Raw genomic sequence first — 23,009 nt, 5'->3', positions numbered from 1 at the left:
TTCATCAAGCACTTTCAAAAGGCTGTAAAACGCCCCTAAAAACTGGTTTAATTTTTAGCGAAGCCTTGCCTCCAATTTATCGACTTTCATAGTGATAACAAGTGTTTTCCTACAAAAATGCATCAAGATTTGCGTGAGATCACATTTGATTTTAATGTTCTCTCCCCCCAACCAAAACAAGATCTAGATCACATTCTTTATTCCCAAAAGTCGTAATCTGAAGTTAACCCATGAGGGATACTACAGAGGAAAACTTCTATGAAAATGAACATCACTGGTAAAAACATCGACATTACCTCTGCAATCCGTGATCACATAGAAAGTAAATTTAAAAAGCTGGATAAATGGCAAGTAGATATCATTGGCTGCCAAGCTAGCTTTAGTGAAGAACCAAACAAGAAGAAGAAATTTGAAGCGGTTCTAACCGTACCAAAAGGACAACTTGTAGCTTCATCCACCCATGACGACCTTTACGTTGCTATCAACGAAGTAGAACAAAAACTAGAACGTCAACTCAACAAGCTACGTCATAAACCAGAAGCGCGTCGCGCTGAAAAGCCTGAAATTGAAGAGCTAGAAGCTGAAGTGGAATAAGGAAAGATAACAGATTAAAAAATAGCGCCTCAGGGCGCTATTTTTTTGCTTGACGCTCGTAGCTCGCTTGCTTATTGTGTTTAAACATTCATAAAACAATCACTTTTTATGCACACTCAATCTTTGTTTATTTTTGACTTCTTTTTTCTTCCGTAAACCCGGAGGCTAAGTCGTTTTAGAGAAACAAGTCAAAAACGAACAAGAAGCCTCCCACATTAGGGAGGCTTTTTTATAAGGACACATTTATGACTGACAATTCAATTTCACTGGATGATATCCGCCTTCGTCTAAATGACTTAGACGACGAGTTACTGAGTTTGCTTTCGGAGCGTCGTAAGCTAAGTATCGAAGTAGCTAAAAGTAAGGTAGAAACATCAAAGCCTGTTCGTGATGCAGTACGAGAACAACAGCTATTGGTTAAGCTAATTAACAATGGTAAAGATAAATACGAATTGGATGCGCAGTATATTACTAAGCTGTTTCACACCATCATCGAAGATTCCGTTCTACTGCAACAGTCATACCTACAAAATCTGGCGAACCCACAGAGCCGTAAACCTCTGGCTCGCGTTGCATTCTTAGGTTCTAAAGGATCATACTCGCACCTTGCGAGCCGTGAATATTTCAGCCGCAAGAATATGGAGTTGATTGAGTTAAACTGCAATCACTTCAAAGAGGTGGCATCGACGGTAGAATCTGGCCATGCTGACTATGGTGTGCTGCCTATTGAGAACACCAGTTCAGGGTCAATTAACGAGGTATATGACCTTTTACAACACACAACACTCTACATCGTTGGTGAACTTTCTCAGCCTATTGAACATTGCCTTGTCGCAAAAAGTGATATCCGTATAGAAAACATCAAAACACTCTATTCGCATCCACAACCTCATCAGCAGTGCAGCGAGTTCTTGAGCCGCCTTAAAGGTGTAAGCCTTGAGTCGTGCGCGAGCACCGCTGATGCAATGAAGAAGGTTAAAGAGCTAGATGGCGATGATGTGGCCGCTATTGGTAATGCATCGAGCGGTAAGCTATACGGCCTACAAGCAATTCAAGGCAACATTGCAAACCAAACCGAGAATCACACTCGTTTCATCGTAGTGGCTCGTAAACCTGTTGAAGTGTCGACTCAAATCCCAGCTAAAACAACACTGATCATGTCGACCTCTCAAGAAGCAGGTTCTTTAGTCGAGACACTGCTCATTCTGCAACGTCTAGGCATCAACATGACCAAACTAGAATCTCGTCCTATCATGGGTAACCCTTGGGAAGAGATGTTTTATGTCGATTTAGAAGCACACCTAGATTCAGATAACATGCAGCAAGCTATAACTGAATTAACGGCCATTACTCGTCACCTGAAAGTATTAGGCTGCTACCCTAGTGAGAACATAAAGGCGACTCAAGTTAAGTTGTCGTAGTATTACGCCTTTAGCCTACGATAGGCCAACAACTAAAATAAGACCACTGCTAACGTAATAATTATTAGGCTGAGTAAAAACAAAAATATTTTGTTATATCTCAACTGGTTATTCGTTAGCAGAGTGTTCTCCGCTATCAAACCGTTCTAGCCTCGTCAAACCAGCTTAGTTACTCACTCCATGAGCTAATAACAATAAACCGAAAATCTAGTCCCCTTCACAGGAACGCATCGAACTACGTGTAATTAATAGCGAGTAAGCATTAAGTAACATAAACTTATGCGCTTAATTTATAAATAGTGTTGTCATTAACTATGAAGCTAAGTACTAAAATATTATTACTGATAACCCCTGTGATACTGATCAGTACCGCGGCTTCTAACTATATTATCTATTCCACGCAGAAAAGCAGCTTCATTAAACGCGAAGACAACGCACTTCAGCTTAATATGGAAAAATTAGCCGGGCATTTTCGACAGTCTCGCGCCTTTCTCAATAGCTACTCTTACACCTTGACCCAAAGTGACATGGTAAAACGGTACTTTCTCACAGAACAAAGTCTATCTCGCGATCTTGAGCTCGTCAGTAACCTTCGAGATGCCATACGTTTTTTACAAGATGGTGATGAAAGCTATACTGGACTGGCGATTCTCAATGGTGCTCGCCAACTCGATTATTACGCTGACAATAGCAGCGATGTACGAGCTCAGATTGACGCCAAGATCTTAGAGTTTGTTGATCAGCACTACCAAGATACATTAGCAACATCAAGTACCAACTATATCCAAAACTCTCAAGGGGAAGGAATGTTGGTTCACTATGAAATGCTAGATAAAAGAACAGGCGCCCCAGCCACAAGTAATCCACTCAATGATGTTTTTGTTGTTGTATCTGTCTCTCTCGATAAGTTTAATGCGTTAAGAAAACAAATAGAGTTCGACTATCAAACAAGCCTGTTCTTTACACCAATAGCGGTATCTCTCGACAGCGGTGTCACCCACTCAGTCAAGCTTGCGCCAGAACTGTACGCCACAGTAGACCCTGCACAATTCCTATTAGACAACAAGCTAGATTCCATTTGGAACAAGCTGAGTTTATCATTTGCACTATCAGCCTTTGTTACCGTCATTCTACTGCTCGTGCTTTTGTCTCGCAGCGTTATTTCTCCGATAACCCGGCTCGATCGACAATTACAACAAGTAGAAAAAAAACAACGTAAAAACATTGAACGCTTAGGTACTCGTGATGAGCTTGGTCGTCTATCACAGCGTTTTTATGACATGTACCAAGAGCTAGATAATACCTACCAACAAACCAAGCTCTTGGCCGAAAATGATCAATTGACTCAAATAGCCAATAGGCATCAATTTCAAACCTTCGTTCAACAATCACTTCCCAAGCCTAGCTCAAACACCGAAACATGGGTTCTTTACTTTGACCTAGATAACTTCAAGTTTGTGAACGATAAATACGGGCATCAGATTGGTGATTCAATACTGGTCTCTTTTGCCAAGCGTATTTCCGATATTTGTGCCCATTATAAAACTGAATTCGACGCCCATTGCATGCCAGCTAGGCTCTCAGGAGATGAGTTCGTTGTCTATATTAACGCTCCAACTCGTCGAGGAAACATTGCTCATAGATTCTCTGATGACTTACTAACCCCACTGCAGAAAGGATTTGTCACCGAGTCTGGAAGCTTTCCCATTACGGTCAGCATAGGTATTGCTACGTACCCTAACGATGGCCATTCAATTGAGAAGTTACTCTCACATGCTGACACAGCGATGTACCAGGCCAAACGTGCTGGCAAAAACCAATTTGCTGATTATTCGCGAGATTTAGACAAAACGATTCAACGCCAAGCAAACATTGAACGAGCTCTCAGAGACAAGAACTTTGATGATGAATTTAGGCTCGTCTATATGCCTTATATGGATTCAACCGGAACCCATATTATTGGCGTTGAGGTGCTGTTACGTTGGGATTCGAAACAGCTTGGTTTGGTTCCACCCGATGAATTCATTCCGATTGCTGAGCAAACTGGGTTATTCGAACCGGTTGATCGTTGGGTAATTCAGAATGCGTTTGCTTCTTTTCATCGACTCCAAGCTCAATTTGATCACTCGGTTCAGTTGTCGATAAACTTATCTTCTGCTGGGATTGAAACTACACATCTTGCTGACTTCATCAAAGAGCACGCCGATATTAACCAAATCCCGCCAAGCTTGATTGATTTTGAAATAACAGAAACTTTTTATTCAAATTCACAAGGTTTTCCACTGCTTAACCAACTCGCGCATATGGGCTATCGATTAGCTATTGATGATTTTGGTTCTGGGTACACTTCTATCACTCAACTGGTGCAGTACCCAACTCAGAAAATTAAATTGGATAAAGCCTTTTTAGATACCTTGATTGAGACAGACAACCAGAACATAGTAAAACCGGTTATTGGGTTATGCCATGCTCAGGGCAAAAAGGTCACAGCTGAAGGTATCGAAACTGAAAGCATGCATCACTGGTTGCGAGACGCGCAGTGCGATATGCTGCAAGGCTATTACTTCGGTAAACCAATGCCATTAGAAGAACTGAACGAATGGTACCGACAACATCAACTCAATTTAATCGACAACAAAAAGAATCCAACACATGAAATCCGTCGTCATTGCATCGCTGAACCCAGCTAAAATAAACGCCGTTAAAAGTGCGTTCCTCTCTGCTTTTCCTGATTCTGAATTTGCATTCAAAGGCATCAGCGTTCCTAGCGGAGTGTCCGATCAACCAATGAGTAATGATGAAACTTATCAAGGCGCTTTTAATCGCGTTAACAATGCGATCCAAGAGCTGCCAAATGCAGACTTTCATGTTGGATTAGAATCGGGAATTGAAGGCAACGTAACCTTTGCTTGGATGCTAATTGAAGCAAATGGTCAACGTGGCGAATCTCGCTCTGCAAGCTTGATGCTGCCACCCGTTGTGCTTGATAAACTCCAGCATGCGAATGAGTTAGGTGATGTGATGGATGAAGTCTTCGGAACGGATAACATAAAGCAAAAGGGCGGCGCAATTGGCTTACTGACACACAATCAACTCTCTCGTAGTTCTGTGTATCACCAAGCTTTAATCTTAGCACTGATCCCATTTGTTAACCCAGAACACTTCCCTATCTAGCTTTCATTAAAAGTCTTTTTATCAAACATTTAGATTCGACAGATAGAGAGTGATACGGAAACAAAAAACGCTAACTTATGGTTAGCGTTTTTATCGAATTCTTAAGGTGTACTGTTTTAAGCACTTACTTGAGTAACAACCCGGAAATAGCGGCTTTCTCTTGTTCAGATTTAGCCTTTAGTTCATTTGAACCGCGCGTGATAGTCGCGACACCCACTCCTAACATTTGGCTCACTTGTCTTTGTGACATCTCCCCTTTCATCAACTCACAAAGAATATTCACTCGAGCAACCAAAGCATCTCGCTCATCAGATGTCATCATCATGGTCAACAACAGTTCATGCTGATCTTTCTCAGCCGCTGTTTTTACCAAATCCATTAGTTGTTGCCAGTTCTCATATTCAGGTTGTGATGCCATATCTCTACACTTACTTTTTAATTTTGGCTTGAAGTAGCCGCTTAACGATTGAAAGCGTTTAACACTTTATACCGAAACACTTACTTTGATCCAATGCAAAAAGGCAGCAAGTGGAAATGATTCACACTCACTGCCTTCGATATCACTCGGTTTCAAACAAAAAACATCGAACTGCTAGTATTTAGTTTTTAGTTCATGAGGGGCCAAAAATGCCCCTTTCTCACCTAAGATATCTCGATAATAAGTCTCAAACATCAAGATGTTCTGAACGTAACCTCGAGTCTCTTTGAATGGAATCATTTCAATAAAAGCATACGCATCTAACTTTTCATCACTTCGTGAACGCCATTGTTTCACACGGCTTGGCCCTGCGTTATATGCAGCAAAAGCAAAGATGCGGTTGTTGTCGTATTGAGCAAGCAAGCCATCGAGATAATGACTACCAATCTCAATATTCTTACTGACATCATAAAGATCATCGCTATCCTGATATTTGATTTGGTGCTTTTTGGCCGTATATTGAGCTGTTTTTGGCATGATTTGCATGATGCCGCGCGCGCCAACAGGAGAACGAGCTTCTGAGTCCATCGCACTCTCTTGTCTCGCCAGTGACATCAAGGTAATTGGGTCAATATCGTGCTTTTCTGCGTAGAAGTTGAACCACCACTTGTGAGCTACTGGGAAGCGTAAAGCGATGTTGTCCCACATCTTCGCTGAAATACTGGCCGTTACCGTAAAGTGATTCCAACGCTGTGTCGCTGCGTGAGCGGCGAGCATTGATTTTTGATCTTTATCAGCATTGGTTAACAACCAACGCCACTCACTCTTAGCTGCCGCAATTTTGTCTCGGTCAATCAACTCGCCAATACGAACCAAAGAGGTGTCGAACGGCTTCACCATTTCTGCATTGTATTTAAGTGTCGACGTTGGATAGTTAACTGGCTTACCTAATTGCTTAGCCGCCGCAACACTGTAGAAATTACGCTGACCCAAAATGTCTGACAGTCGCTTGTTACCCTTAGTAGTATCACCTAGCGCTATCTCAGCTCTACCTTGCCAATATTGCCAGCGAAGCGAAGCTTGATGTTTATCATCTAAGCGCGCAATCCACTCTTTCAGCCCTGTCCAATCTGCATGTTGAATCGCTAAGCGAGCACGTCTCTCAAGCAATACTTGTTTTGATGAGCTCGCGAGCATTTTGTCTCGCCATGCCATCAACTCTTCAGAGTCGGTATTGATCAAACGGAACGTAAGGTAATCCGCTAACTCTTGAGATTTTTCTTTAGATAACTTTTGAGCTTTAACAACATCATTAAAAATCTCTTGAGCGCTGCTTGCTGATTTCCTTGCTAGCTTCTCGAAACCAAATTCGGTTTGAGCTTGGTAAAATTCATTCGCAGGATGCTTCTTGGCAAACGCGAGAACATCTTCAGGTTTGTTGAACAACGCCTTCATCTGCTTGGCTTGAGCAATTGCCTCATCATGATCTAATTGCTTGACCAGATAAGTCATTAATTTGCCGTTTCGTTTATCAAATGCCAGTAGCATTCGCTCTAGTATCAGCTCATCCGTTCTTAAGCCAGCTTCATCCCACCCTTCAAAAAGCGGGTCACAGGCGTCATCAACACCATTACCACTTAACCAAAGCTGTTTCGCACCTTTGAAGGCAAGCTCTTGATTGCCTTGCTCATAATGTGCTCGGTAATAGATACACTGGTATTTCTCACCAACAGGCTCTTGGGTTTGAAATTTAAGGATCGTCTGCCACTGCTTTTGAGAGGCCAATGAATCCAAATAAGGTGCGCGCATACGATTCGAAAATGGCAGAGCTTTATTCTCTTCAATAAAAGCATCCACTTCAGCAGGCGTGCGATCACCTAAGCCTAATAAGAAGGCGCGATAATCAGTGTAAGGCGTTAGAGGGTATGTTTGAATTTTGTTGCGCAGTACGGAGTAAGCTTTTAGATCTCGATTGTCTAAAACCTCTTGCGCTCTGTCATAAACATCACGCTGCATTTCAAGCTCGGATGCATCACTCGCTAATGCCATCGGAGCCAGTGAAAATGAAGACAAAATTGCCGATGCAGCCACAGCAATTTTCGTATTACCAATGCGGAAAAACATTCGCTCTTTCCTTAGTGCGTGTATGAATACGTGAAGTCTATTTACGCCCGACATCACATCAAATGTAAAGAGTTTGAGTGTAAATATTATTAATATTTAACACTTCGCCTCAGAAGCTTATTAAATATAGTTTTAATGACCAATGTGACAATAATAGGTAAGGATTAGTTCAAGAATGGCTTTTCTGTCCTAGGAGTAACATCTTTGGGGATATTGGTATAAAATAGCCGACAATTTTGAACAATAAATTAGGATCGATCGGCAATGGCTGAATACGTATATACCATGTCTCGGGTGAGCAAAACTGTTCCACCTAAGCGTCAAATTCTTAAAGACATTTCTCTTAGCTTTTTTCCTGGCGCTAAAATCGGTGTTTTGGGTCTAAATGGTTCAGGTAAATCTACCCTACTACGTATCATGGCTGGTATTGATACTGATATTGATGGTGAAGCTCGTGCACAACAAGGTCTTAAAGTCGGTTACCTACCGCAAGAGCCTGTACTAGACGAATCAAAAACAGTGCGTGAAATCGTAGAAGAAGCGGTTTCTGATGTTGCAGACGCACTTAAGCGTATCGACGCAGTTTACGCAGCTTACGCAGAACCAGATGCAGATTTCGACGCTCTTGCTAAAGAACAAGGCGAGCTTGAAGCGCTGATCCAAGCAAAAGACGGCCACAACCTAGAGACAGCTCTAGAGCGTGCTGCTGATGCACTTCGTCTTCCTGAGTGGGATGCGAAAATCGAACTCCTATCCGGTGGTGAACGTCGTCGTGTTGCGATCTGTCGTCTACTTCTAGAGAAGCCAGACATGCTGCTTCTTGATGAACCAACCAACCACTTGGATGCAGAATCAGTTGCTTGGCTTGAGCACTTCCTTGTTGATTACAGCGGTACTGTTGTGGCAATTACCCACGACCGTTACTTCTTAGATAACGCTGCTGGCTGGATTCTTGAGCTTGACCGTGGTGAAGGTATCCCATGGGAAGGTAACTACACATCTTGGCTAGAGCAAAAAGATGAGCGTCTAAAGCAAGAAAAATCAGGCGAAAGCGCACGTCAAAAGACAATCGAGAAAGAACTTGAGTGGGTTCGTCAAAACCCTAAAGGCCGTCAGGCTAAGTCTAAAGCTCGTATGGCTCGTTTTGAAGAACTAACGACTGGCCAATACCAGAAGCGTAACGAAACCAATGAACTGTTCATCCCGCCGGGTGAGCGTTTAGGTGACAAGGTACTTGAAGTTAAGAACCTAACTAAGTCATTTGGTGACCGTGTTCTTATCGACGACCTATCATTCAGCATGCCTAAAGGCGCTATTGTGGGTATCGTGGGTGCCAACGGTGCAGGTAAATCAACACTATTCAAAATGCTAAGCGGCGCAGAACAGCCAGATTCAGGTTCAGTTGAATTAGGCGAAACGGTTAAGCTTGCTTCTGTTGATCAGTTCCGTGACAGCATGGACGACACCAAAACAGTATTCCAAGAGATCTCTGAAGGCGCTGATATCATTAAGATCAACAACTTCGAAATCCCTGCACGTGCTTACTGTTCTCGTTTCAACTTCAAAGGCAACGACCAACAGAAAATCATCGGTCAGCTTTCTGGTGGTGAACGTAACCGTGTTCACCTAGCGAAACTGCTGAAAGCGGGCGGCAACGTACTGCTACTCGATGAACCAACCAATGACCTTGATGTCGAAACTCTACGTGCACTTGAAGAAGCGCTGCTTGAGTTCCCTGGCTGTGCAATGGTTATCTCGCATGACCGTTGGTTCCTTGACCGTATTGCGACCCATATCTTAGACTACCGTGATGAAGGTCAAGTTAACTTCTACGAAGGTAACTATACTGAATACACAGAGTGGCTGAAAAAGACTCTGGGCGCACAAGCGGCTGAACCGCACCGTATCAAGTACAAGCGTATTACTAAGTAAATTAGCTTGTATTTTGAACAAAGGCCGCGATAATAGCGGCCTTTGATATATCTGGCTTACTATTTACCTATTGATATAGAGAAATTACCTATGCTTGAAAGACGTCAATTTTCACGAGTTATTTATCAAGTCCCGACTGAGATCTCACAAGGACAAGTAAATGTATCCGGCTCGGTGCAAGACTTATCTCTTCATGGTTTACTCATTCAGTGTGATAAATGGCAGCAACTCAGCCACGATGCTCCTGTTCAAGTCAGCTTTAAGCTCACCAACAGTGATATCAATATTCAGTTAGAAGCAACGATAGTCTCCACCATCAATACCTCAATGCGTTTACGCATAGAGCATTTAGATATTGATAGTATTAGCCACCTTAAGCGCCTTGTTGAGCTTAATGTCGGCGACGATGAACTGCTTTATAGAGAGATTGAACACCTTACCGATTTGGGTAAGGAATAATATCTCCATTACCCTTTTTCTATTAGAAGCATTTAGTTAATACAGAACCATGTCTAAAAAAATTTCCATTACTATTCCCTCTAACCAAGGGGAACAGACGTTTTACTTCGGCCGAAAAGCCGTGCTCATGTGCACCACTGCAATTTTCTCAGTACCGCTGTTAATTGGCGGAGCTGCATACATGCACTTCGAAGGTAAACAAGAGCTCGCGATGCAAGCAGGCGATGCACAACAGTTGATTGAAACGCTGATTGTTGAAAAAGAGCAAACCGAGTTTCTTTACGCTGAGCAGGTAGAAACCAATCACTCGTTATCGCAAACACTCACCGAGAAAGAAGGCACTATTCAACTGCTTGGTAAGCGTGTATTTGATGTGGAATCCGTACTTGGTCTTGCTGATGAAGAACTGCTTACCGATGATATTTCTTTAGAAGATCGCATTGATGCGGCTGCAGTCGATTCAGCAGTAAGAGCGACAATGTTTCGTTTGATTCCAAACGACAGTCCGATGGCTTATCAACGTATCTCTTCTTCTTATGGTAGCCGCACTAACCCTATTTCAGGTAAACGCCATGTACATACTGGCATCGATCTAACGTGTAAGCGTGGTGAAGATATTGTAGCACCCGCAGATGGAGTCATTGAAACGGTGCGCCCAAGTAAAAAAGGCTTCGGTAACTTTATTACTATGCGTCACTCGTTCGGTTTCATGAGTTCTTACGCGCACCTACAAAAATTCAAAGTTCGCAGCGGTCAGTTTGTGAGTAAAGGGGATGTGATTGCAAGCTGTGGTAACTCAGGCAACTCTACCGGCCCACACCTGCACTATGAAGTACGCTTCCTTGGTCGCTCACTGAACCCTCAATACTTAATGGACTGGACACCGGAAAACTTCAACTACGTGTTCGAGAAAGAGAAAAAGGTTAAGTGGGGTCCACTGGTTCAACTGATTGATAATGTGGTTCGCTTGCAGATCAACCTGACTAATGTGCCTTACATTAGCTCTACCATCGACACGGTATCGAGTGAAGAGAGCAAAAAACCTATCACGACTAACTAGTTGTCAATGGCTAACTATTTGTTAATGGTTAAGATCTGTTGGTTTGGCCTATTATGATCTAATTGCTTTTAGCCTACAGTAGGCCAATTACTTTTAGTCTGAATTAGATAAAAAAAGAGCGACCATCAGGTCGCTCTTTTTTTTATGATTTCAAATAGTGATTAGCCTCGATGAATCGAGTCATGTGCTTGCTTTAAAAGATTTTGGCTCTCTTGCAAGAACTGCTGCGAGTAGTCGCCAAACCAATCACTGACTTGATTAAAGCTATCAACGAACTTGGCTTTATCTTTCCCATCCAAGATTTCTAATGCTTCACCGAAACGACTATGGAAACGTCGAATCATCTCAATATTCTCATCTGAAGAAAGAATGATATCACCGTACAAGTTCGGGTCTTGAGCAAACAGACGACCTACCATCGCAATCTCAAGTCGGTAGATTGGCGAGCTTAGCTTCAGAAGCTGATCAATGTTTGGGTTCTCTTTACTCAGGTGCAATCCGTAAGCAAAAGAGGTGAAGTGGCGTAGTGCTTGAATCAGAGTCATGCCGTGATCGTGTTCAGCAGCATCCATCTGGCAAAGACTCGCGCCCCAAATACCAAATTGATTCAGTAACCATTGGTAGCTTTCAGAGCCACGCCCATCACTGTAAACAATCACCTGCTTCGCAAGGCTTGGAACGTCAGGACCAAACATTGGGTGTAATCCAACCACCGGGCCTTGGTGCATGTTCATCATGGCCTGTAGAGGCTTTGATTTAATCGACGTTAAATCACAAAGAATACAATCGCTTGGTAGGTTACCTAGTTTTGCAATCACACCTTCCGTCAGGTGAATTGGAACCGTAACAACCACAAGGCCAGCATTATCTAAGATCTCATCGGCTTTATCCCAATCTTGGCTGCCGAGAATTTTCACTTCGTAGCCAGAAAGCTTGAACATACGTCCAAACAAACCGCCAAGCTGACCATTACCACCAACGATAACCACTGAACGCAACTCGGGGTTAAGGCACTTAAAGCCAGAGTCTTTCTCACTGGCATAAGACTCACGCATAGTACGACGCAAAATATCTTCGATTAACTGCGGTGGAACCCCTATTTTCTCGGCTTCTTGACGACGAGATGCCAGCATCGCAGCTTCGCGCTCTGGTACATAAATAGGTAAACCATGTTCGCTTTTCACTTCGCCTACTTTCTCTACTAGAGCAAGACGTTGAGCCAGTAAATCCAACATTTGTTTATCGACAGCATCGATTTGGTCGCGTAATTCGTTCAGTTCAACGGCCATTTTATTCCTTACTCATCTATAAGCCCGTGCTAATCTTTAAGCCCACCTGGCGCAGGTTCGTTAGCAACAGATCTTAAAATGCCCCATTAGATGAGGCACTTAAATTTTAAACCCTGACTAACCTTTCAAGCGGTTCTCTAAGAACGGGACTAATTCCGTATGTGCATGCTTCAATAGTGCCTCAGTTGACTCCCAATTGATACACGCGTCCGTGATAGAAACACCGTATTTCATCTCATTGAGAGGTATATCTGAAGATTGATTGCCTTCGTTAATATGGCTCTCAATCATTAGGCCAATAATCGAATTATTGCCTTCACGAATCTGGTGAATCACATCTTCAGCAACTAACGTCTGACGTCGGAAATCTTTGCGAGAGTTTGCGTGGCTACAGTCGACCATTAACGCAGCCTCTAAGCTAGATTTACCCAGCTCTTGCTCACATTCGTGTACTGATACTGAATCGTAGTTAGTCTGCTTACCGCCACGTAAAATAACGTGACCATTTGGGTTACCCTGAGTCGTTAGCAGTGCAACTTGGCCTTCACGGCTAATCCCCATGAAACGGTGGCTAGAAGAAGCCGCTTGCATCGCATTAATTGCTGTACCTAAATTGCCATCTGTACCGTTTTTAAAGCCGATTGGCATTGAAAGGCCACTTGCCATTTCACGGTGAGTTTGAGATTCAGTAGTACGTGCGCCAATCGCAGCCCAACTGAATGTATCGGCTAAGTATTGTGGGCTGATTGGGTCTAGTGCTTCTGTCGCTAATGGGATTTCCATCTCAGCGAGCTCAACTAAAAGCTCACGACCAACATGCAGACCATGCTCAATATCGAAAGTACCGTCTAGCTGAGGATCATTGATCAAACCTTTCCAACCGACAGTAGTACGAGGCTTTTCAAAGTAAACACGCATAACAATATACAGTTGATCGCTAAGTTGCTCAGATAAAGCTTTTAGACGTTTAGCGTACTCTTTCGCAACTTCAATATCGTGAATAGAACATGGACCACACACGATCAGCATACGGTGGTCTTTCTTATGAATGATATTTGCTATCGTTTCACGAGACTCTTGAATAAAACGACGAGCATTATCGCTCAAAGGTAATTTCGCTTTTAACTCCTCTGGAGTAATCAGTACCTGTTCGTCGATGATATTGACATTGCTTAATTCACTTTTCTGCATAACTCAACCTGTATATTTATTTTTACACCCAAGACATCTGCATGGGCTAACAATCTTTAAAAACACAATAACAGCTACAAAAACGATTGCAAGTGTAAACAATAAAAAACATTTAGTGTAAATTTAAATTTACACTCATACTTTAACTCGTCATGAGATACAAATAGGCCAAAACCACAACTTACACATACAAAAAAGGCGATATTTCTCATATCGCCTTCTTGAAACTTATAGAGTGTTTATTTATCACCCAGCGTTTAACATTCGCTTAATTTGTTCTGAAGCCTCTTTCCATCGGCTATCCGAGTGAAGAGTCGGTAAATCAAAGCTGTGTTTTTTAAGCAGTGAGTTGGCTAAAGGCACCTCTTGAATCGTTAAGTGATCAAGAGCTTCAATTTGTGCATCTCGTTTATTACACATCAACACCATGTCACAACCCGCATTCAAAGCCGCCTTCGCTCTGTCAGCAGGACCACCCATAATGGCAGCACCTTCCATCGTCAAATCATCAGAGAACACCAAGCCTTTAAAACCAAGCTGTTGCTTCAACACTTTTTGTAACCAATATTGAGATCCACTTGCAGGTTGATCATCATAATGAGAAAAAACCACGTGTGCCGGCATCATCGCATCCAATATTCCTGCTTCAATTTGCGCCTTGAAGATGGCCATATCGGTTTCAAATATGTCGTCTCTTTGATCGTAAGGCGTTTCAAGGTGTGAATCTGCAACCACGCCGCCATGTCCAGGGAAGTGCTTTCCAGTAGTCGCCATTCCAACCGATTTCATGCCCTTAATAAAAGCACTACTGTGGCGAACGATGGTATCAATATCTTCACCGAACGCTCGGCTACCAATCGCTTTACAGTCGTGTCCTTTGTCTAATACTGGCGCAAAACTCAGGTCGATATCATGGGCAATCAGCTCCGCCGCCATCAACCAGCCGGCTTGTTCTGCTAATTGTTCACCATTATTCTTTGTCGCAAATTCCTGAGCGGCTGGGATAATTGAAAAACCGTCACGAAAGCGCTGCACTCGACCACCCTCTTGGTCAACACCGATGAGAATTGGGCGTTTTGCAACTTTACGGATCTCTTTGTTTAACGCAGATAATTGTTTGCTATCGTGGTAGTTTCTAGCAAATAAGATGAGGCCACCAACAGTTGGATGCTCTAAAATTTCTCTGTCTTCAGCTGTCAGTTCGTAGCCTGCAACATCAACCCACAACGGTCCCATACGATTTCCTTTTATTGCTTAAATTCCGCTACTGCAGATTTGCTTTGTTCGATTAATTGGTCGGCTTGCTCTTCTTGCTGAGTTAAAGCAATGAACAACAAGTCAGTAATAAAAAGCTGACTATCTCGAGCAGTAATAGATGAACTACGAATATGATCTTCGTCAGCCGAAGAAATCAGTTTAATGTCAGCGTATTTGTCCAAAACCGAAGGTAATAGCTGACTAATCACTATCACCTTTGCCTTTTTCGATCTCGCCAACTGAGCAACTTTCACCACTTCTCTGGTTTTTCCTGAATAAGAAATCGCAACCAACACATCATTTTCAGAAAGAGAAGCCGCGTTGGCGATTTGAATATGTGCATCTTGCTCTGCGCTAACTGCATGGCCGATCTTCATCAGTTTATAGGCTAGATCTTTTGCAACTAAAGACGATGCACCCACCCCAAAAATCTGTACTTTATTCGCCAAGTGCAGTAAATCAGCGGCATTACTTAAATGTTCGCCCTCATTTAATAACACGGTACGTTCAAGCGATTGTGTTTTACTTGCAAGAAGTTTATCCATCACCATTTCAGGCGGATCTTTTCTGGTGATTGTGCCATGTATTCCTCGCTGGGATACTGGCTGATAAGTCATATCACTCTGGTAGAGTTTCATTTTCATTTCAGAAAACCCTTTATAACCGAGCTTCTGACTAAACTTTACGATCGTAGACTGGCTTACTCCCACCGCTTTGGCCAACTCAGGAGAAGACAGTTGCTTAACCTGCTGCGGATGATCCAATACGTAACGAGCCACCAGCGTGTCAGATGGGGAGAGTTTTGGTAATAACGCTTTTACTTTCGCTATGCCTTTCACTAAATATTCTTCCCTCTACGAGCTCCTCGCTATCATAACGAGTTTTGTATTTTTATTGGAATAATTATTCCTTTGTATTCTGCTGTATGGAATAGCTAACACCCCCTTCTGGGAGCACTGTCAAAGAAAATCATTGTTCACTATTCCACCAAGGAATAGATTTTGAAACTCATTATTCAAACTGACATTCTGGAAAAATAATAATAAACACCCTCAACTCTATTCATGCTACGGAGCTGCTATGAATTCACTATTTACTTCGCTGGACTGGGCGGTATTCGCGATATATTTCGCTATCATCGTGTATACAGGCTGGCACTTCAGCCGAACAAAAATCACAAGTACCAAAGACTATTTCTTAGGCGGTAATTCGATGCCAATGTGGGTCGTTGCTATCTCGGTACTGGCGACTTCACAATCAGCAGCGACGTTTTTAGGTGGACCAGAATCTAGTTACCGTGGCGATCTCACTTATCTAGCGACCAACATTGGCGGTATCATTGGTGCCATTTTTGTGGCATTGGTGTTGATACCTCGCTTCTACAAAAACAAAGTCTCTACCGTTTATGAACTACTAAAAGTACGTTTTGGTGAAAAGACCAAACAGCGTGCAGGTGTCATGTATTTAGTCGGCAGAGTGTTTGCATCAGGCGCTCGCCTATACATGGCTGCCATTGCGGTATCTATGATTCTATTTACCAACATCGATCCTAGCAGCGTTGTAACTTCTGTTGTGATCCTCGTAGCTGTTGGCCTTGCTTACACTTACATGGGCGGTATTCGTTCGGTTATCTGGAGCGACCTTATTCAACTTGTAGTTTATGTTGGTGCAGCCATTGCCGTTATCATCTATTTGTTAGGCCAAATCCCAGCAGACTTTAACCAAATAGCCCAAGTGTTAATGAACCCTGGTGAAGGGCTACCTTCTAAACTTACATTGTTAGACTTTACTCTAGACTTTAGCCCTGCCGGCACATTTAGTTTCTGGGCATGTATTACTGGCTTTGTATTATTAAACATTGGTGCCTTTGGTCTTGATCAAGACATGACGCAACGTGTCCTGACCTGTAAAGATGCAAAGCAAGGTTCCAAGGCGATGATTAACTCGATCATATTCTCGATTCCAGTTGTTCTCGTATTTATGTCAATCGGCTTATTGCTGTATGTCTTCTATCAAAGACCTGAACTGATGGGCTTTGAAAGCAAAGAAGTAGTACAAAACTTTAATGGCGAAAACGTCACTATTTTCATGTATTACGTACTTAATGAAATGCCAGCAGGTCTTCGTGGTTTAGTCACCGTTGGCGTGGTTGCAGCTGCACTTTCGACACTAAATTCTGGCTTGAACTCAATGTCTTCGGTTGCTATTCAAGATATATACAAGCCTTGGTTAGAAGCTCGAAAAGGAGTACAAGATGACTTCCATTACGTAAAAGCAGGACGCGTTGGTATGGCTGTAGCAGCAGTCGCTCTGGGTAGCATGGGCATCCTGTGTTACTACTGGCAGCAGTACACTGACATGCCATTGTTGTCGTTTGCTTTGAGTGTGATGGTATTTGCCTACACAGGATTATTAGGTGTCTACTTCACCGCTATATTCACAGATCTCGGTAACGAAACCTCAGTAGCTCTGGCTCTAATGGCTGGTTTCTTAACCACACTGCTGATGCAAGCTTATGTTTGGGATAGTGTGATGGGGGTAATTAATACTGATTGGGTTGGTATTCGATTGGCTTTCCCTTATCAACTTTGTATTGGCACCTTGGTATCCTTAATAGTGTGCCTATCAGGCAACAAGCAAACTCAAGAAGCTAATAAACTACAAACGGTTTAACCCATGATTACCCATACTTTAGCAGTCGATGGCGGAGGTACAAAAACCGCCATTAGACTGAAGCAAATAACGCCAACATTAGGTGTCATTGAAGAGCGAACTCTAGCTGCGACTTCATTGACCTTATATGGGGAAGCTGCGATAACTCAACTTACTCATTATATTGATGAAATGTTGAGTGTTAACCAGATAAAATCACAGCAGTGCTATATTGTGATTGGCGTTGCTGGTGCGGGAAATATGGATTTAAAAGCTAAACTACAATCCGCGTTAGCCCACTGCCCGCACCTATATGTGACGACCGATGCAGAAGTATCTGTATTTGGTGCCAATGTAGGGCAAGGTGTTAACTGCATAGCAATTGGTACTGGTTCAGTTGCCATTCAATTGGACAATCAACAAAAAACTCATCAATTTGGTGGCTGGGGCTTTCCGATCGGCGATCAAGGTGGTGGCGCTTGGCTTGGGTTTCGAGCGGTTCAACAAACTCTCGCTGAGTTTGACCAAAAACAATCGTCTCAAACGAGCCAGCTTGTAACGAGAACAACGGGTAACGAACGTAGCCAAATTCTAAAGTGGATCGGCGAAGCTAACGCAACCGATTATGCTCTATTTGCACGAAAGCTCGTCGATATAGAACATAGCTGCCCAACAGCCAACAATATTTTTAAACAAGGGGCTGCTCACATAGAATCACTTACACGAGCATGCTCAGAAAGTAACAGCTTACCTATTATGTTTTTAGGGAGTTTAGGACAGAACTACCGCACTAAACTTTCCCAACCGATCCAAGATCGCAGCTTAAATATACAAGGTAATGCTTTGGATGGCGCAGAAGTTATCGCTCGCCAAAAAATCCACCCGCTTAATTTAGGAACTGAACAATGAAGTCAGAGTTATATATAGGTGTGATGTCGGGGACGAGTATGGATGGCGTTGATACAGCATTGGTCTCGATTGAAGACGAGAGCATTACATTACTGGCTCATGATGAGTTCCCGATGCCTAACGAGATCAAAACTCGCCTACTTGAGGTTTGTATTGGTCAGAAAACCGATTTGATTGCCATTGGCGAACTCGACCACCAGCTTGGCCACCTGTTTGCTGATGCGGTTCTACAACTTATCCAAAAGTCAGGTACTCCGGCATCTTCTGTAACTGCAATTGGTAATCATGGCCAAACGGTGTTCCACCAGCCAACGGGTGATTCGCCATTTACCATGCAGTTGGGTGATGCCAATATCATTGCCGCTAAAACACAGATTCAAACAGTCGCGGACTTCCGACGCAAAGACATGGCGCTAGGCGGGCAAGGTGCACCATTAGTACCAGCGTTTCACCATACGATCTTTCACCCACAAGACAGTTCTGTCGTGGTCTTGAATATTGGTGGTATCTCTAACATTTCAGTGCTGAGACCGAATCAACCAACACTTGGCTACGATACTGGCCCGGGCAATATGTTGATGGACGCTTGGGTTGATAAACACACTGGCGAGCAGTTTGACCGCGATGCGCAATTCGCACTTAAAGGCCAACTAAACCATGGCTTGCTCAAACAACTGTTAGATGAATCTTATCTATCTCAAATGCCACCGAAAAGTACTGGTAGAGAACTGTTCAACCTACCTTGGCTAGAGCAACAGTTAACAGAATTTAAAGATCTTGCGGCAGAAGATGTTCAGCGCACGCTTTGTGAATACACCGCATTAACGATAGCCAATGAAGTAGGAACTTATCGCTTAGGTAATCAGCCAGCGCTGTACGTGTGCGGAGGTGGAACGAGAAACCCACTATTGATGAAGAGACTATCTGAGCTTCTTCCTAGCTGGGAGGTTGAATCAACCACCAGCAAAGGCGTTGATGCCGACTATATGGAAGCCATGGCCTTTGCGTGGCTTGCCCAACGTCATGTTCATCAACTGCCAAGCAATTTACCAGAAGTGACTGGCGCAAGCAGAGCAGCCTCTCTAGGCGTTCTTTATCGTGCGGACTAACTTAGTAGCCCTGTTATCTTAGTAACAATACTGACTTCGCAGTGCTGTCTAAACAATTTTAGAATCACCATTTAAGGATCATTATGAGTAACGATGCTCTCATATCAGCCCTCTCGCACCTCGTTTCGGAGGGGAGAAACCCTGACACTATGGATATTGATCTACTCACCTCTCTCGAAGTGGTCGAAAAGATTAATCAACAAGACAAGCAAGTTCCATTGGCGATCGAAGTGGAGCTGCCACAGATCGCTCAAGCCGTTGATAAGATCGCTCAGGCCTTTCAAAACGGTGGCCGACTGATTTATATGGGCGCAGGCACCAGTGGTCGACTGGGCGTGTTAGATGCCTCAGAATGTCCTCCAACTTTTGGTGTTTCAGACAAAATGGTTATCGGCCTAATTGCAGGCGGACCAGAAGCAATTTTGAAAGCCAAAGAGGGAGCAGAAGACTCACTGACTCTCGGTATTGAAGATCTGAAAGCGATTCAATTTTCAGAGAATGATGTTGTGGTTGGCATCGCAGCCAGTGGTCGCACACCTTACGTAATAGGTGCACTCAACTATGCTAATCAGATTGGTGCAGTGACGGTTGCGTTGTCTTGTAATCCAGGTTCTCCGATCGCAGAGATCGCTCAGATTGCGATAAGTCCAGTGGTTGGCCCAGAAGCATTGACCGGCTCAACACGATTAAAATCAGGTACCGCGCAAAAATTAGTACTCAACATGCTAACGACTGCGAGCATGATTCGCATTGGTAAAAGTTATCAGAACTTAATGGTCGATGTGAAAGCGACCAATGAAAAGCTGGTTGCTCGTGCTGCTCGTATCGTTATCCAAGCAACTGAATGCGACAAAGCCCTTGCTGTTTCGACACTTAAAACCACCGATTATGATGTGAAGCTGTCTATTTTGATGATTCTAACAGGGCTGGATTTAGAATTAGCGAAAGCTCAACTTGATCAACAAAATGGTTTCTTGAGAAAAGCGGTCGAGAATAACCAGTAATCTAGATTCACTTTTTTAACTTCTAATTTAGAATTTAGGCCATCACTTTCACTTCATACAAAAAGACCAGTACACATTCGGTACTGGTCTTTTTATGTTTTAGTTTTTAAATCGCTAGCGTGAGCTTAATAGTCGTTTGAGAACTCATCCCAACCGCGTTGCCATTCCATACGGAAACGTTGAGCGTCTTCCGTACCAGAACATACGCCTTCATACACCTGTCCAGATAAGCCGATCTGATAAGCATGGTTAGGATTACAATATTCAGTCACACCTAGGTGGTAGCCTTCTGTGTAACTGGCTTGATCAACAGCACCAAGCTCGGTCATATCTGAATACGAACGCTGAGTGTTACCTTTAATACCATCACGATAACCGATCTCTTGCCAGTTACCTTCTGCTGCTAAATCTTGAACATTAGCGCTGCATCCTGCAAGGCTAAATGCTACGGCGAATAGTGTTATTATTTTTTTCATTTCAATCCTTTATATTGTTACTTCACCACTTCCTGACGAAGCGCTGCCTTTGTGGTGATTCTCCGCTGAACGCTTGTCGATGTCCACTCATTGTCTCATGTTCTCCGCTTGAGACTGATACAGACCACTCAAGAGCAGCAACCTACTGCTCACAGCTTCTATCCACCTCTCTGCTAGGTCAATCAACCTGTCTACTCGGTAAATAAGCCGTTCGATACAAAGAATCAACCACTCCGTAAAGATGACAAACCACTCAATCAGTTATAACACCACTTAATTGACTATTCGACCACTCACTCTGATAGCGGAAGTTTCTTCTCATCGACTCCTTTAATATACACCCTGACTTAATTAATACATTCAGGGATAACAAATTATGATGTGGTTTCTTACCTGTGTTGCAGCACTCATTGGTGGCTACTTTATTTACGGTGCCTTTATCGAAAAGATTTTCGGTATCAATGAAAAGCGTCAAACACCAGCCCATACTAAGCAAGATGGCGTGGACTTTGTTCCAATGTCGACGCCAAAGGTTTACCTAGTTCAACTGCTTAACATTGCAGGTGTAGGTCCAATCTTCGGCCCAATCATGGGGGCCCTTTACGGCCCAGCTGCAATGCTTTGGATCGTGCTAGGTTGTATCTTCGCAGGTGCAGTACACGACTACTTCTCAGGTATGTTATCTATCCGTAATGGTGGTGCTTCAGTTCCTACCATCACTGGACGTTACCTAGGCAATGGCGCAAAACATTTTATGAACATCTTTGCCATTGTTCTATTGCTTCTGGTTGGTGTGGTATTCGTTTCTGCTCCAGCAGGCATGATCACTACCCTAGTGAACGACCAAACTGATTTCGTAATGTCTACAACGACCATGGTTGTTATCATTTTTGCCTACTACATCGTCGCAACGATTGTCCCTGTAGATAAAATTATTGGTCGCTTCTACCCATTGTTCGGTGCTTTGCTTATCTTTATGTCTGTTGGCCTAATCACTGCGATTGGTCTATCTGACGAGCACCAAATCATGGGTGGCTTCGAGATGAAAGACATGTTCACTAACATGAACCCTAACGACTTACCGCTTTGGCCTGCTCTATTTATCACTATCGCTTGTGGTGCTATCTCTGGCTTCCATGCAACTCAGTCACCACTGATGGCTCGTTGTATGGAAAACGAAAAGAACGGTCGCTTCGTATTCTACGGTGCAATGATTGGTGAAGGCATCATCGCCCTAATTTGGTGTGCACTTGCTCTGTCATTCTTCGGTTCAGTTGAGTCTCTATCTGACGCGATTGCAAACGGTGGCCCTGGTAACGTAGTTTACAGCGCTTCATTTGGCCTACTGGGTGTATTTGGCGGTATCCTTGCTTTCCTTGGCGTGGTTATCTTACCTATCACTTCTGGCGACACTGCATTCCGTTCAAGCCGTCTTATCCTTGCTGAATACTTCAACATGGAACAGAAAACACTGCGTAACCGCCTATTGATGGCTCTCCCATTGTTCGTTCTTGGTGGCATTCTGACTCAAGTCGATTTCGGTATCATCTGGCGTTACTTCGGTTTTGCTAACCAATCAACAGCAGTAATGATGCTATGGACAGCTTCGGCTTACCTACTTCGTCACAATAAATTGCACTGGGTAACCACGGTTCCAGCTATCTTCATGACGTCTGTGTGTATCACATTCATCCTGAACAATAGCCAACTGGGCTTCGGTCTACCAATGCAACTTTCAACCATCATCGGTGTGGTGAGTGCATTCGGTGTTGCGGCTTACGTTATCAAAATTTCAAAAGGCAAAGGCGATATCGACCTTGCTGATGAAGACGAAAAAGAAGCAAAAGGTGTCACCAAAACCGCCTAGTTCTTTCAGACTCTTGATAACAAGAGACACGTCTTCATAGAGAGACAAAAGAACAAGCCAAACACACTTCGCT

General features: G+C 43.3%; 19 protein-coding genes and 1 other annotated feature. Of the genes, 12 read left to right on the top strand and 7 right to left on the bottom strand.

The genetic code is table 11. The features are described from left to right. The first annotated feature begins 258 nt into the window (after window positions 1-258). From hpf to yjjX, 4 genes are all read left to right on the top strand, one after another. A complete protein-coding gene (gene hpf, locus AACW75_RS22905; RefSeq protein WP_017072900.1) occupies window positions 259-594 on the top strand; it encodes a ribosome hibernation-promoting factor, HPF/YfiA family in 336 nt (111 codons plus the stop codon). A 110-nt stretch (window positions 595-704) separates the two neighbouring features. Next, window positions 705-827: a sequence feature (Phe leader region), on the top strand. A 12-nt stretch (window positions 828-839) separates the two neighbouring features. Beyond that, window positions 840-2,015, top strand: a complete 1,176-nt coding sequence (pheA, locus tag AACW75_RS22900) for a prephenate dehydratase (protein ID WP_017072899.1) — start codon at window positions 840-842, stop codon at window positions 2,013-2,015. Between the two features lie 314 nt (window positions 2,016-2,329). Continuing rightward, entirely contained in the window at window positions 2,330-4,705 is a 2,376-nt protein-coding gene (locus tag AACW75_RS22895; protein WP_145569830.1) for a putative bifunctional diguanylate cyclase/phosphodiesterase, read from the top strand. Beyond that, window positions 4,668-5,189, top strand: a complete 522-nt coding sequence (gene yjjX / locus AACW75_RS22890) for an inosine/xanthosine triphosphatase (RefSeq protein ID WP_017072897.1) — start codon at window positions 4,668-4,670, stop codon at window positions 5,187-5,189. Before AACW75_RS22895 ends, yjjX begins: the two co-directional genes overlap by 38 nt. Before the next feature lie 124 nt (window positions 5,190-5,313). Here yjjX and trpR read toward each other — a convergent pair whose 3' ends face one another. Beyond that, window positions 5,314-5,607 carry a trp operon repressor gene (gene trpR, locus AACW75_RS22885; RefSeq protein WP_145569832.1) on the bottom strand — a complete coding sequence of 98 codons (294 nt, stop codon included), beginning with the start codon at window positions 5,605-5,607 and terminating at the stop codon, window positions 5,314-5,316. Between the two features lie 174 nt (window positions 5,608-5,781). After that, window positions 5,782-7,731 (bottom strand): murein transglycosylase, encoded by a 1,950-nt coding sequence (gene sltY, locus AACW75_RS22880; protein ID WP_145569834.1) that lies wholly within the window; start codon window positions 7,729-7,731, stop codon window positions 5,782-5,784. A 264-nt stretch (window positions 7,732-7,995) separates the two neighbouring features. Between sltY and ettA the strand changes: the two genes are divergently transcribed. The 3 genes from ettA to AACW75_RS22865 all read left to right on the top strand — a co-directional run bounded on the left by ettA (window position 7,996) and on the right by AACW75_RS22865 (window position 11,182). Next, window positions 7,996-9,663, top strand: a complete 1,668-nt coding sequence (gene ettA / locus AACW75_RS22875; RefSeq protein WP_017072895.1) for an energy-dependent translational throttle protein EttA — start codon at window positions 7,996-7,998, stop codon at window positions 9,661-9,663. Between the two features lie 90 nt (window positions 9,664-9,753). After that, the gene (locus tag AACW75_RS22870; protein WP_004735041.1) at window positions 9,754-10,122 is read left to right on the top strand and encodes a PilZ domain-containing protein; all 369 of its coding nucleotides are present in this window, start codon (window positions 9,754-9,756) and stop codon (window positions 10,120-10,122) included. A gap of 49 nt (window positions 10,123-10,171) precedes the next feature. Then, window positions 10,172-11,182, top strand: a complete 1,011-nt coding sequence (locus AACW75_RS22865; protein ID WP_017072893.1) for a M23 family metallopeptidase — start codon at window positions 10,172-10,174, stop codon at window positions 11,180-11,182. 161 nt (window positions 11,183-11,343) lie between these two features. Here AACW75_RS22865 and tyrA read toward each other — a convergent pair whose 3' ends face one another. From tyrA to AACW75_RS22845, 4 genes are all read right to left on the bottom strand, one after another. Next, the gene (gene tyrA / locus AACW75_RS22860) at window positions 11,344-12,471 is read right to left on the bottom strand and encodes a bifunctional chorismate mutase/prephenate dehydrogenase (RefSeq protein ID WP_017072892.1); all 1,128 of its coding nucleotides are present in this window, start codon (window positions 12,469-12,471) and stop codon (window positions 11,344-11,346) included. Window positions 12,472-12,588: 117 nt separating this feature from the next. After that, the gene (locus tag AACW75_RS22855; RefSeq protein ID WP_145569836.1) at window positions 12,589-13,662 is read right to left on the bottom strand and encodes a 3-deoxy-7-phosphoheptulonate synthase; all 1,074 of its coding nucleotides are present in this window, start codon (window positions 13,660-13,662) and stop codon (window positions 12,589-12,591) included. A 246-nt stretch (window positions 13,663-13,908) separates the two neighbouring features. Then, window positions 13,909-14,898, bottom strand: a complete 990-nt coding sequence (gene nagZ, locus AACW75_RS22850; RefSeq protein WP_145569838.1) for a beta-N-acetylhexosaminidase — start codon at window positions 14,896-14,898, stop codon at window positions 13,909-13,911. Between the two features lie 11 nt (window positions 14,899-14,909). Next, window positions 14,910-15,758 carry a MurR/RpiR family transcriptional regulator gene (locus tag AACW75_RS22845; RefSeq protein ID WP_017072889.1) on the bottom strand — a complete coding sequence of 283 codons (849 nt, stop codon included), beginning with the start codon at window positions 15,756-15,758 and terminating at the stop codon, window positions 14,910-14,912. Window positions 15,759-15,999: 241 nt separating this feature from the next. Between AACW75_RS22845 and AACW75_RS22840 the strand changes: the two genes are divergently transcribed. The 4 genes from AACW75_RS22840 (at window position 16,000) to murQ (ending at window position 20,593) form a co-directional block, all read left to right on the top strand. Further along, window positions 16,000-17,592 carry a sodium:solute symporter gene (locus AACW75_RS22840; protein ID WP_145569840.1) on the top strand — a complete coding sequence of 531 codons (1,593 nt, stop codon included), beginning with the start codon at window positions 16,000-16,002 and terminating at the stop codon, window positions 17,590-17,592. A gap of 3 nt (window positions 17,593-17,595) precedes the next feature. Further along, entirely contained in the window at window positions 17,596-18,480 is an 885-nt protein-coding gene (locus tag AACW75_RS22835; protein ID WP_017072887.1) for a BadF/BadG/BcrA/BcrD ATPase family protein, read from the top strand. Continuing rightward, window positions 18,477-19,589 (top strand): anhydro-N-acetylmuramic acid kinase, encoded by a 1,113-nt coding sequence (locus AACW75_RS22830; RefSeq protein ID WP_145569842.1) that lies wholly within the window; start codon window positions 18,477-18,479, stop codon window positions 19,587-19,589. Before AACW75_RS22835 ends, AACW75_RS22830 begins: the two co-directional genes overlap by 4 nt. 83 nt (window positions 19,590-19,672) lie before the next feature. Continuing rightward, the gene (gene murQ, locus AACW75_RS22825; protein ID WP_145569844.1) at window positions 19,673-20,593 is read left to right on the top strand and encodes an N-acetylmuramic acid 6-phosphate etherase; all 921 of its coding nucleotides are present in this window, start codon (window positions 19,673-19,675) and stop codon (window positions 20,591-20,593) included. A 125-nt stretch (window positions 20,594-20,718) separates the two neighbouring features. On the opposite strand, the gene AACW75_RS22820 is transcribed toward murQ, so the two are convergent. Then, window positions 20,719-21,069, bottom strand: coding sequence for a DUF2799 domain-containing protein (locus AACW75_RS22820; protein ID WP_017072884.1), 351 nt, complete (start codon window positions 21,067-21,069; stop codon window positions 20,719-20,721). A gap of 376 nt (window positions 21,070-21,445) precedes the next feature. Between AACW75_RS22820 and AACW75_RS22815 the strand changes: the two genes are divergently transcribed. Then, on the top strand, window positions 21,446-22,936 hold the full coding sequence (locus AACW75_RS22815) for a carbon starvation CstA family protein (RefSeq protein WP_017072883.1): 1,491 nt from the start codon (window positions 21,446-21,448) through the stop codon (window positions 22,934-22,936). The last annotated feature ends 73 nt before the right edge of the window (window positions 22,937-23,009 follow it).

Origin of the sequence: Vibrio sp. L3-7 (assembly GCF_963898195.1) — a bacterium.
Classification (GTDB): Bacteria; Pseudomonadota; Gammaproteobacteria; order Enterobacterales; family Vibrionaceae; genus Vibrio; species Vibrio echinoideorum.
The sequence above is the reverse complement of the archived record's forward strand: the minus strand, read 5'-3'. Positions and strand labels throughout refer to the sequence as shown.

Excerpts from the sequence above, each read along its gene's own strand:
- AACW75_RS22870 (WP_004735041.1), top strand. The coding sequence starts at position 9,754 with ATGCTTGAAAGACGTCAATTTTCACGAGTTATTTATCAAGTCCCGACT.
- ettA (WP_017072895.1), top strand. The coding sequence starts at position 7,996 with ATGGCTGAATACGTATATACCATGTCTCGGGTGAGCAAAACTGTTCCA.
- sltY (WP_145569834.1), bottom strand. The coding sequence starts at position 7,731 with ATGTTTTTCCGCATTGGTAATACGAAAATTGCTGTGGCTGCATCGGCA.
- AACW75_RS22865 (WP_017072893.1), top strand. The coding sequence starts at position 10,172 with ATGTCTAAAAAAATTTCCATTACTATTCCCTCTAACCAAGGGGAACAG.
- AACW75_RS22895 (WP_145569830.1), top strand. The coding sequence starts at position 2,330 with ATGAAGCTAAGTACTAAAATATTATTACTGATAACCCCTGTGATACTG.
- AACW75_RS22820 (WP_017072884.1), bottom strand. The coding sequence starts at position 21,069 with ATGAAAAAAATAATAACACTATTCGCCGTAGCATTTAGCCTTGCAGGA.
- nagZ (WP_145569838.1), bottom strand. The coding sequence starts at position 14,898 with ATGGGACCGTTGTGGGTTGATGTTGCAGGCTACGAACTGACAGCTGAA.
- AACW75_RS22830 (WP_145569842.1), top strand. The coding sequence starts at position 18,477 with ATGAAGTCAGAGTTATATATAGGTGTGATGTCGGGGACGAGTATGGAT.
- AACW75_RS22840 (WP_145569840.1), top strand. The coding sequence starts at position 16,000 with ATGAATTCACTATTTACTTCGCTGGACTGGGCGGTATTCGCGATATAT.
- AACW75_RS22835 (WP_017072887.1), top strand. The coding sequence starts at position 17,596 with ATGATTACCCATACTTTAGCAGTCGATGGCGGAGGTACAAAAACCGCC.
- tyrA (WP_017072892.1), bottom strand. The coding sequence starts at position 12,471 with ATGGCCGTTGAACTGAACGAATTACGCGACCAAATCGATGCTGTCGAT.
- AACW75_RS22815 (WP_017072883.1), top strand. The coding sequence starts at position 21,446 with ATGATGTGGTTTCTTACCTGTGTTGCAGCACTCATTGGTGGCTACTTT.
- pheA (WP_017072899.1), top strand. The coding sequence starts at position 840 with ATGACTGACAATTCAATTTCACTGGATGATATCCGCCTTCGTCTAAAT.
- yjjX (WP_017072897.1), top strand. The coding sequence starts at position 4,668 with ATGAAATCCGTCGTCATTGCATCGCTGAACCCAGCTAAAATAAACGCC.
- AACW75_RS22855 (WP_145569836.1), bottom strand. The coding sequence starts at position 13,662 with ATGCAGAAAAGTGAATTAAGCAATGTCAATATCATCGACGAACAGGTA.
- murQ (WP_145569844.1), top strand. The coding sequence starts at position 19,673 with ATGAGTAACGATGCTCTCATATCAGCCCTCTCGCACCTCGTTTCGGAG.
- trpR (WP_145569832.1), bottom strand. The coding sequence starts at position 5,607 with ATGGCATCACAACCTGAATATGAGAACTGGCAACAACTAATGGATTTG.
- hpf (WP_017072900.1), top strand. The coding sequence starts at position 259 with ATGAAAATGAACATCACTGGTAAAAACATCGACATTACCTCTGCAATC.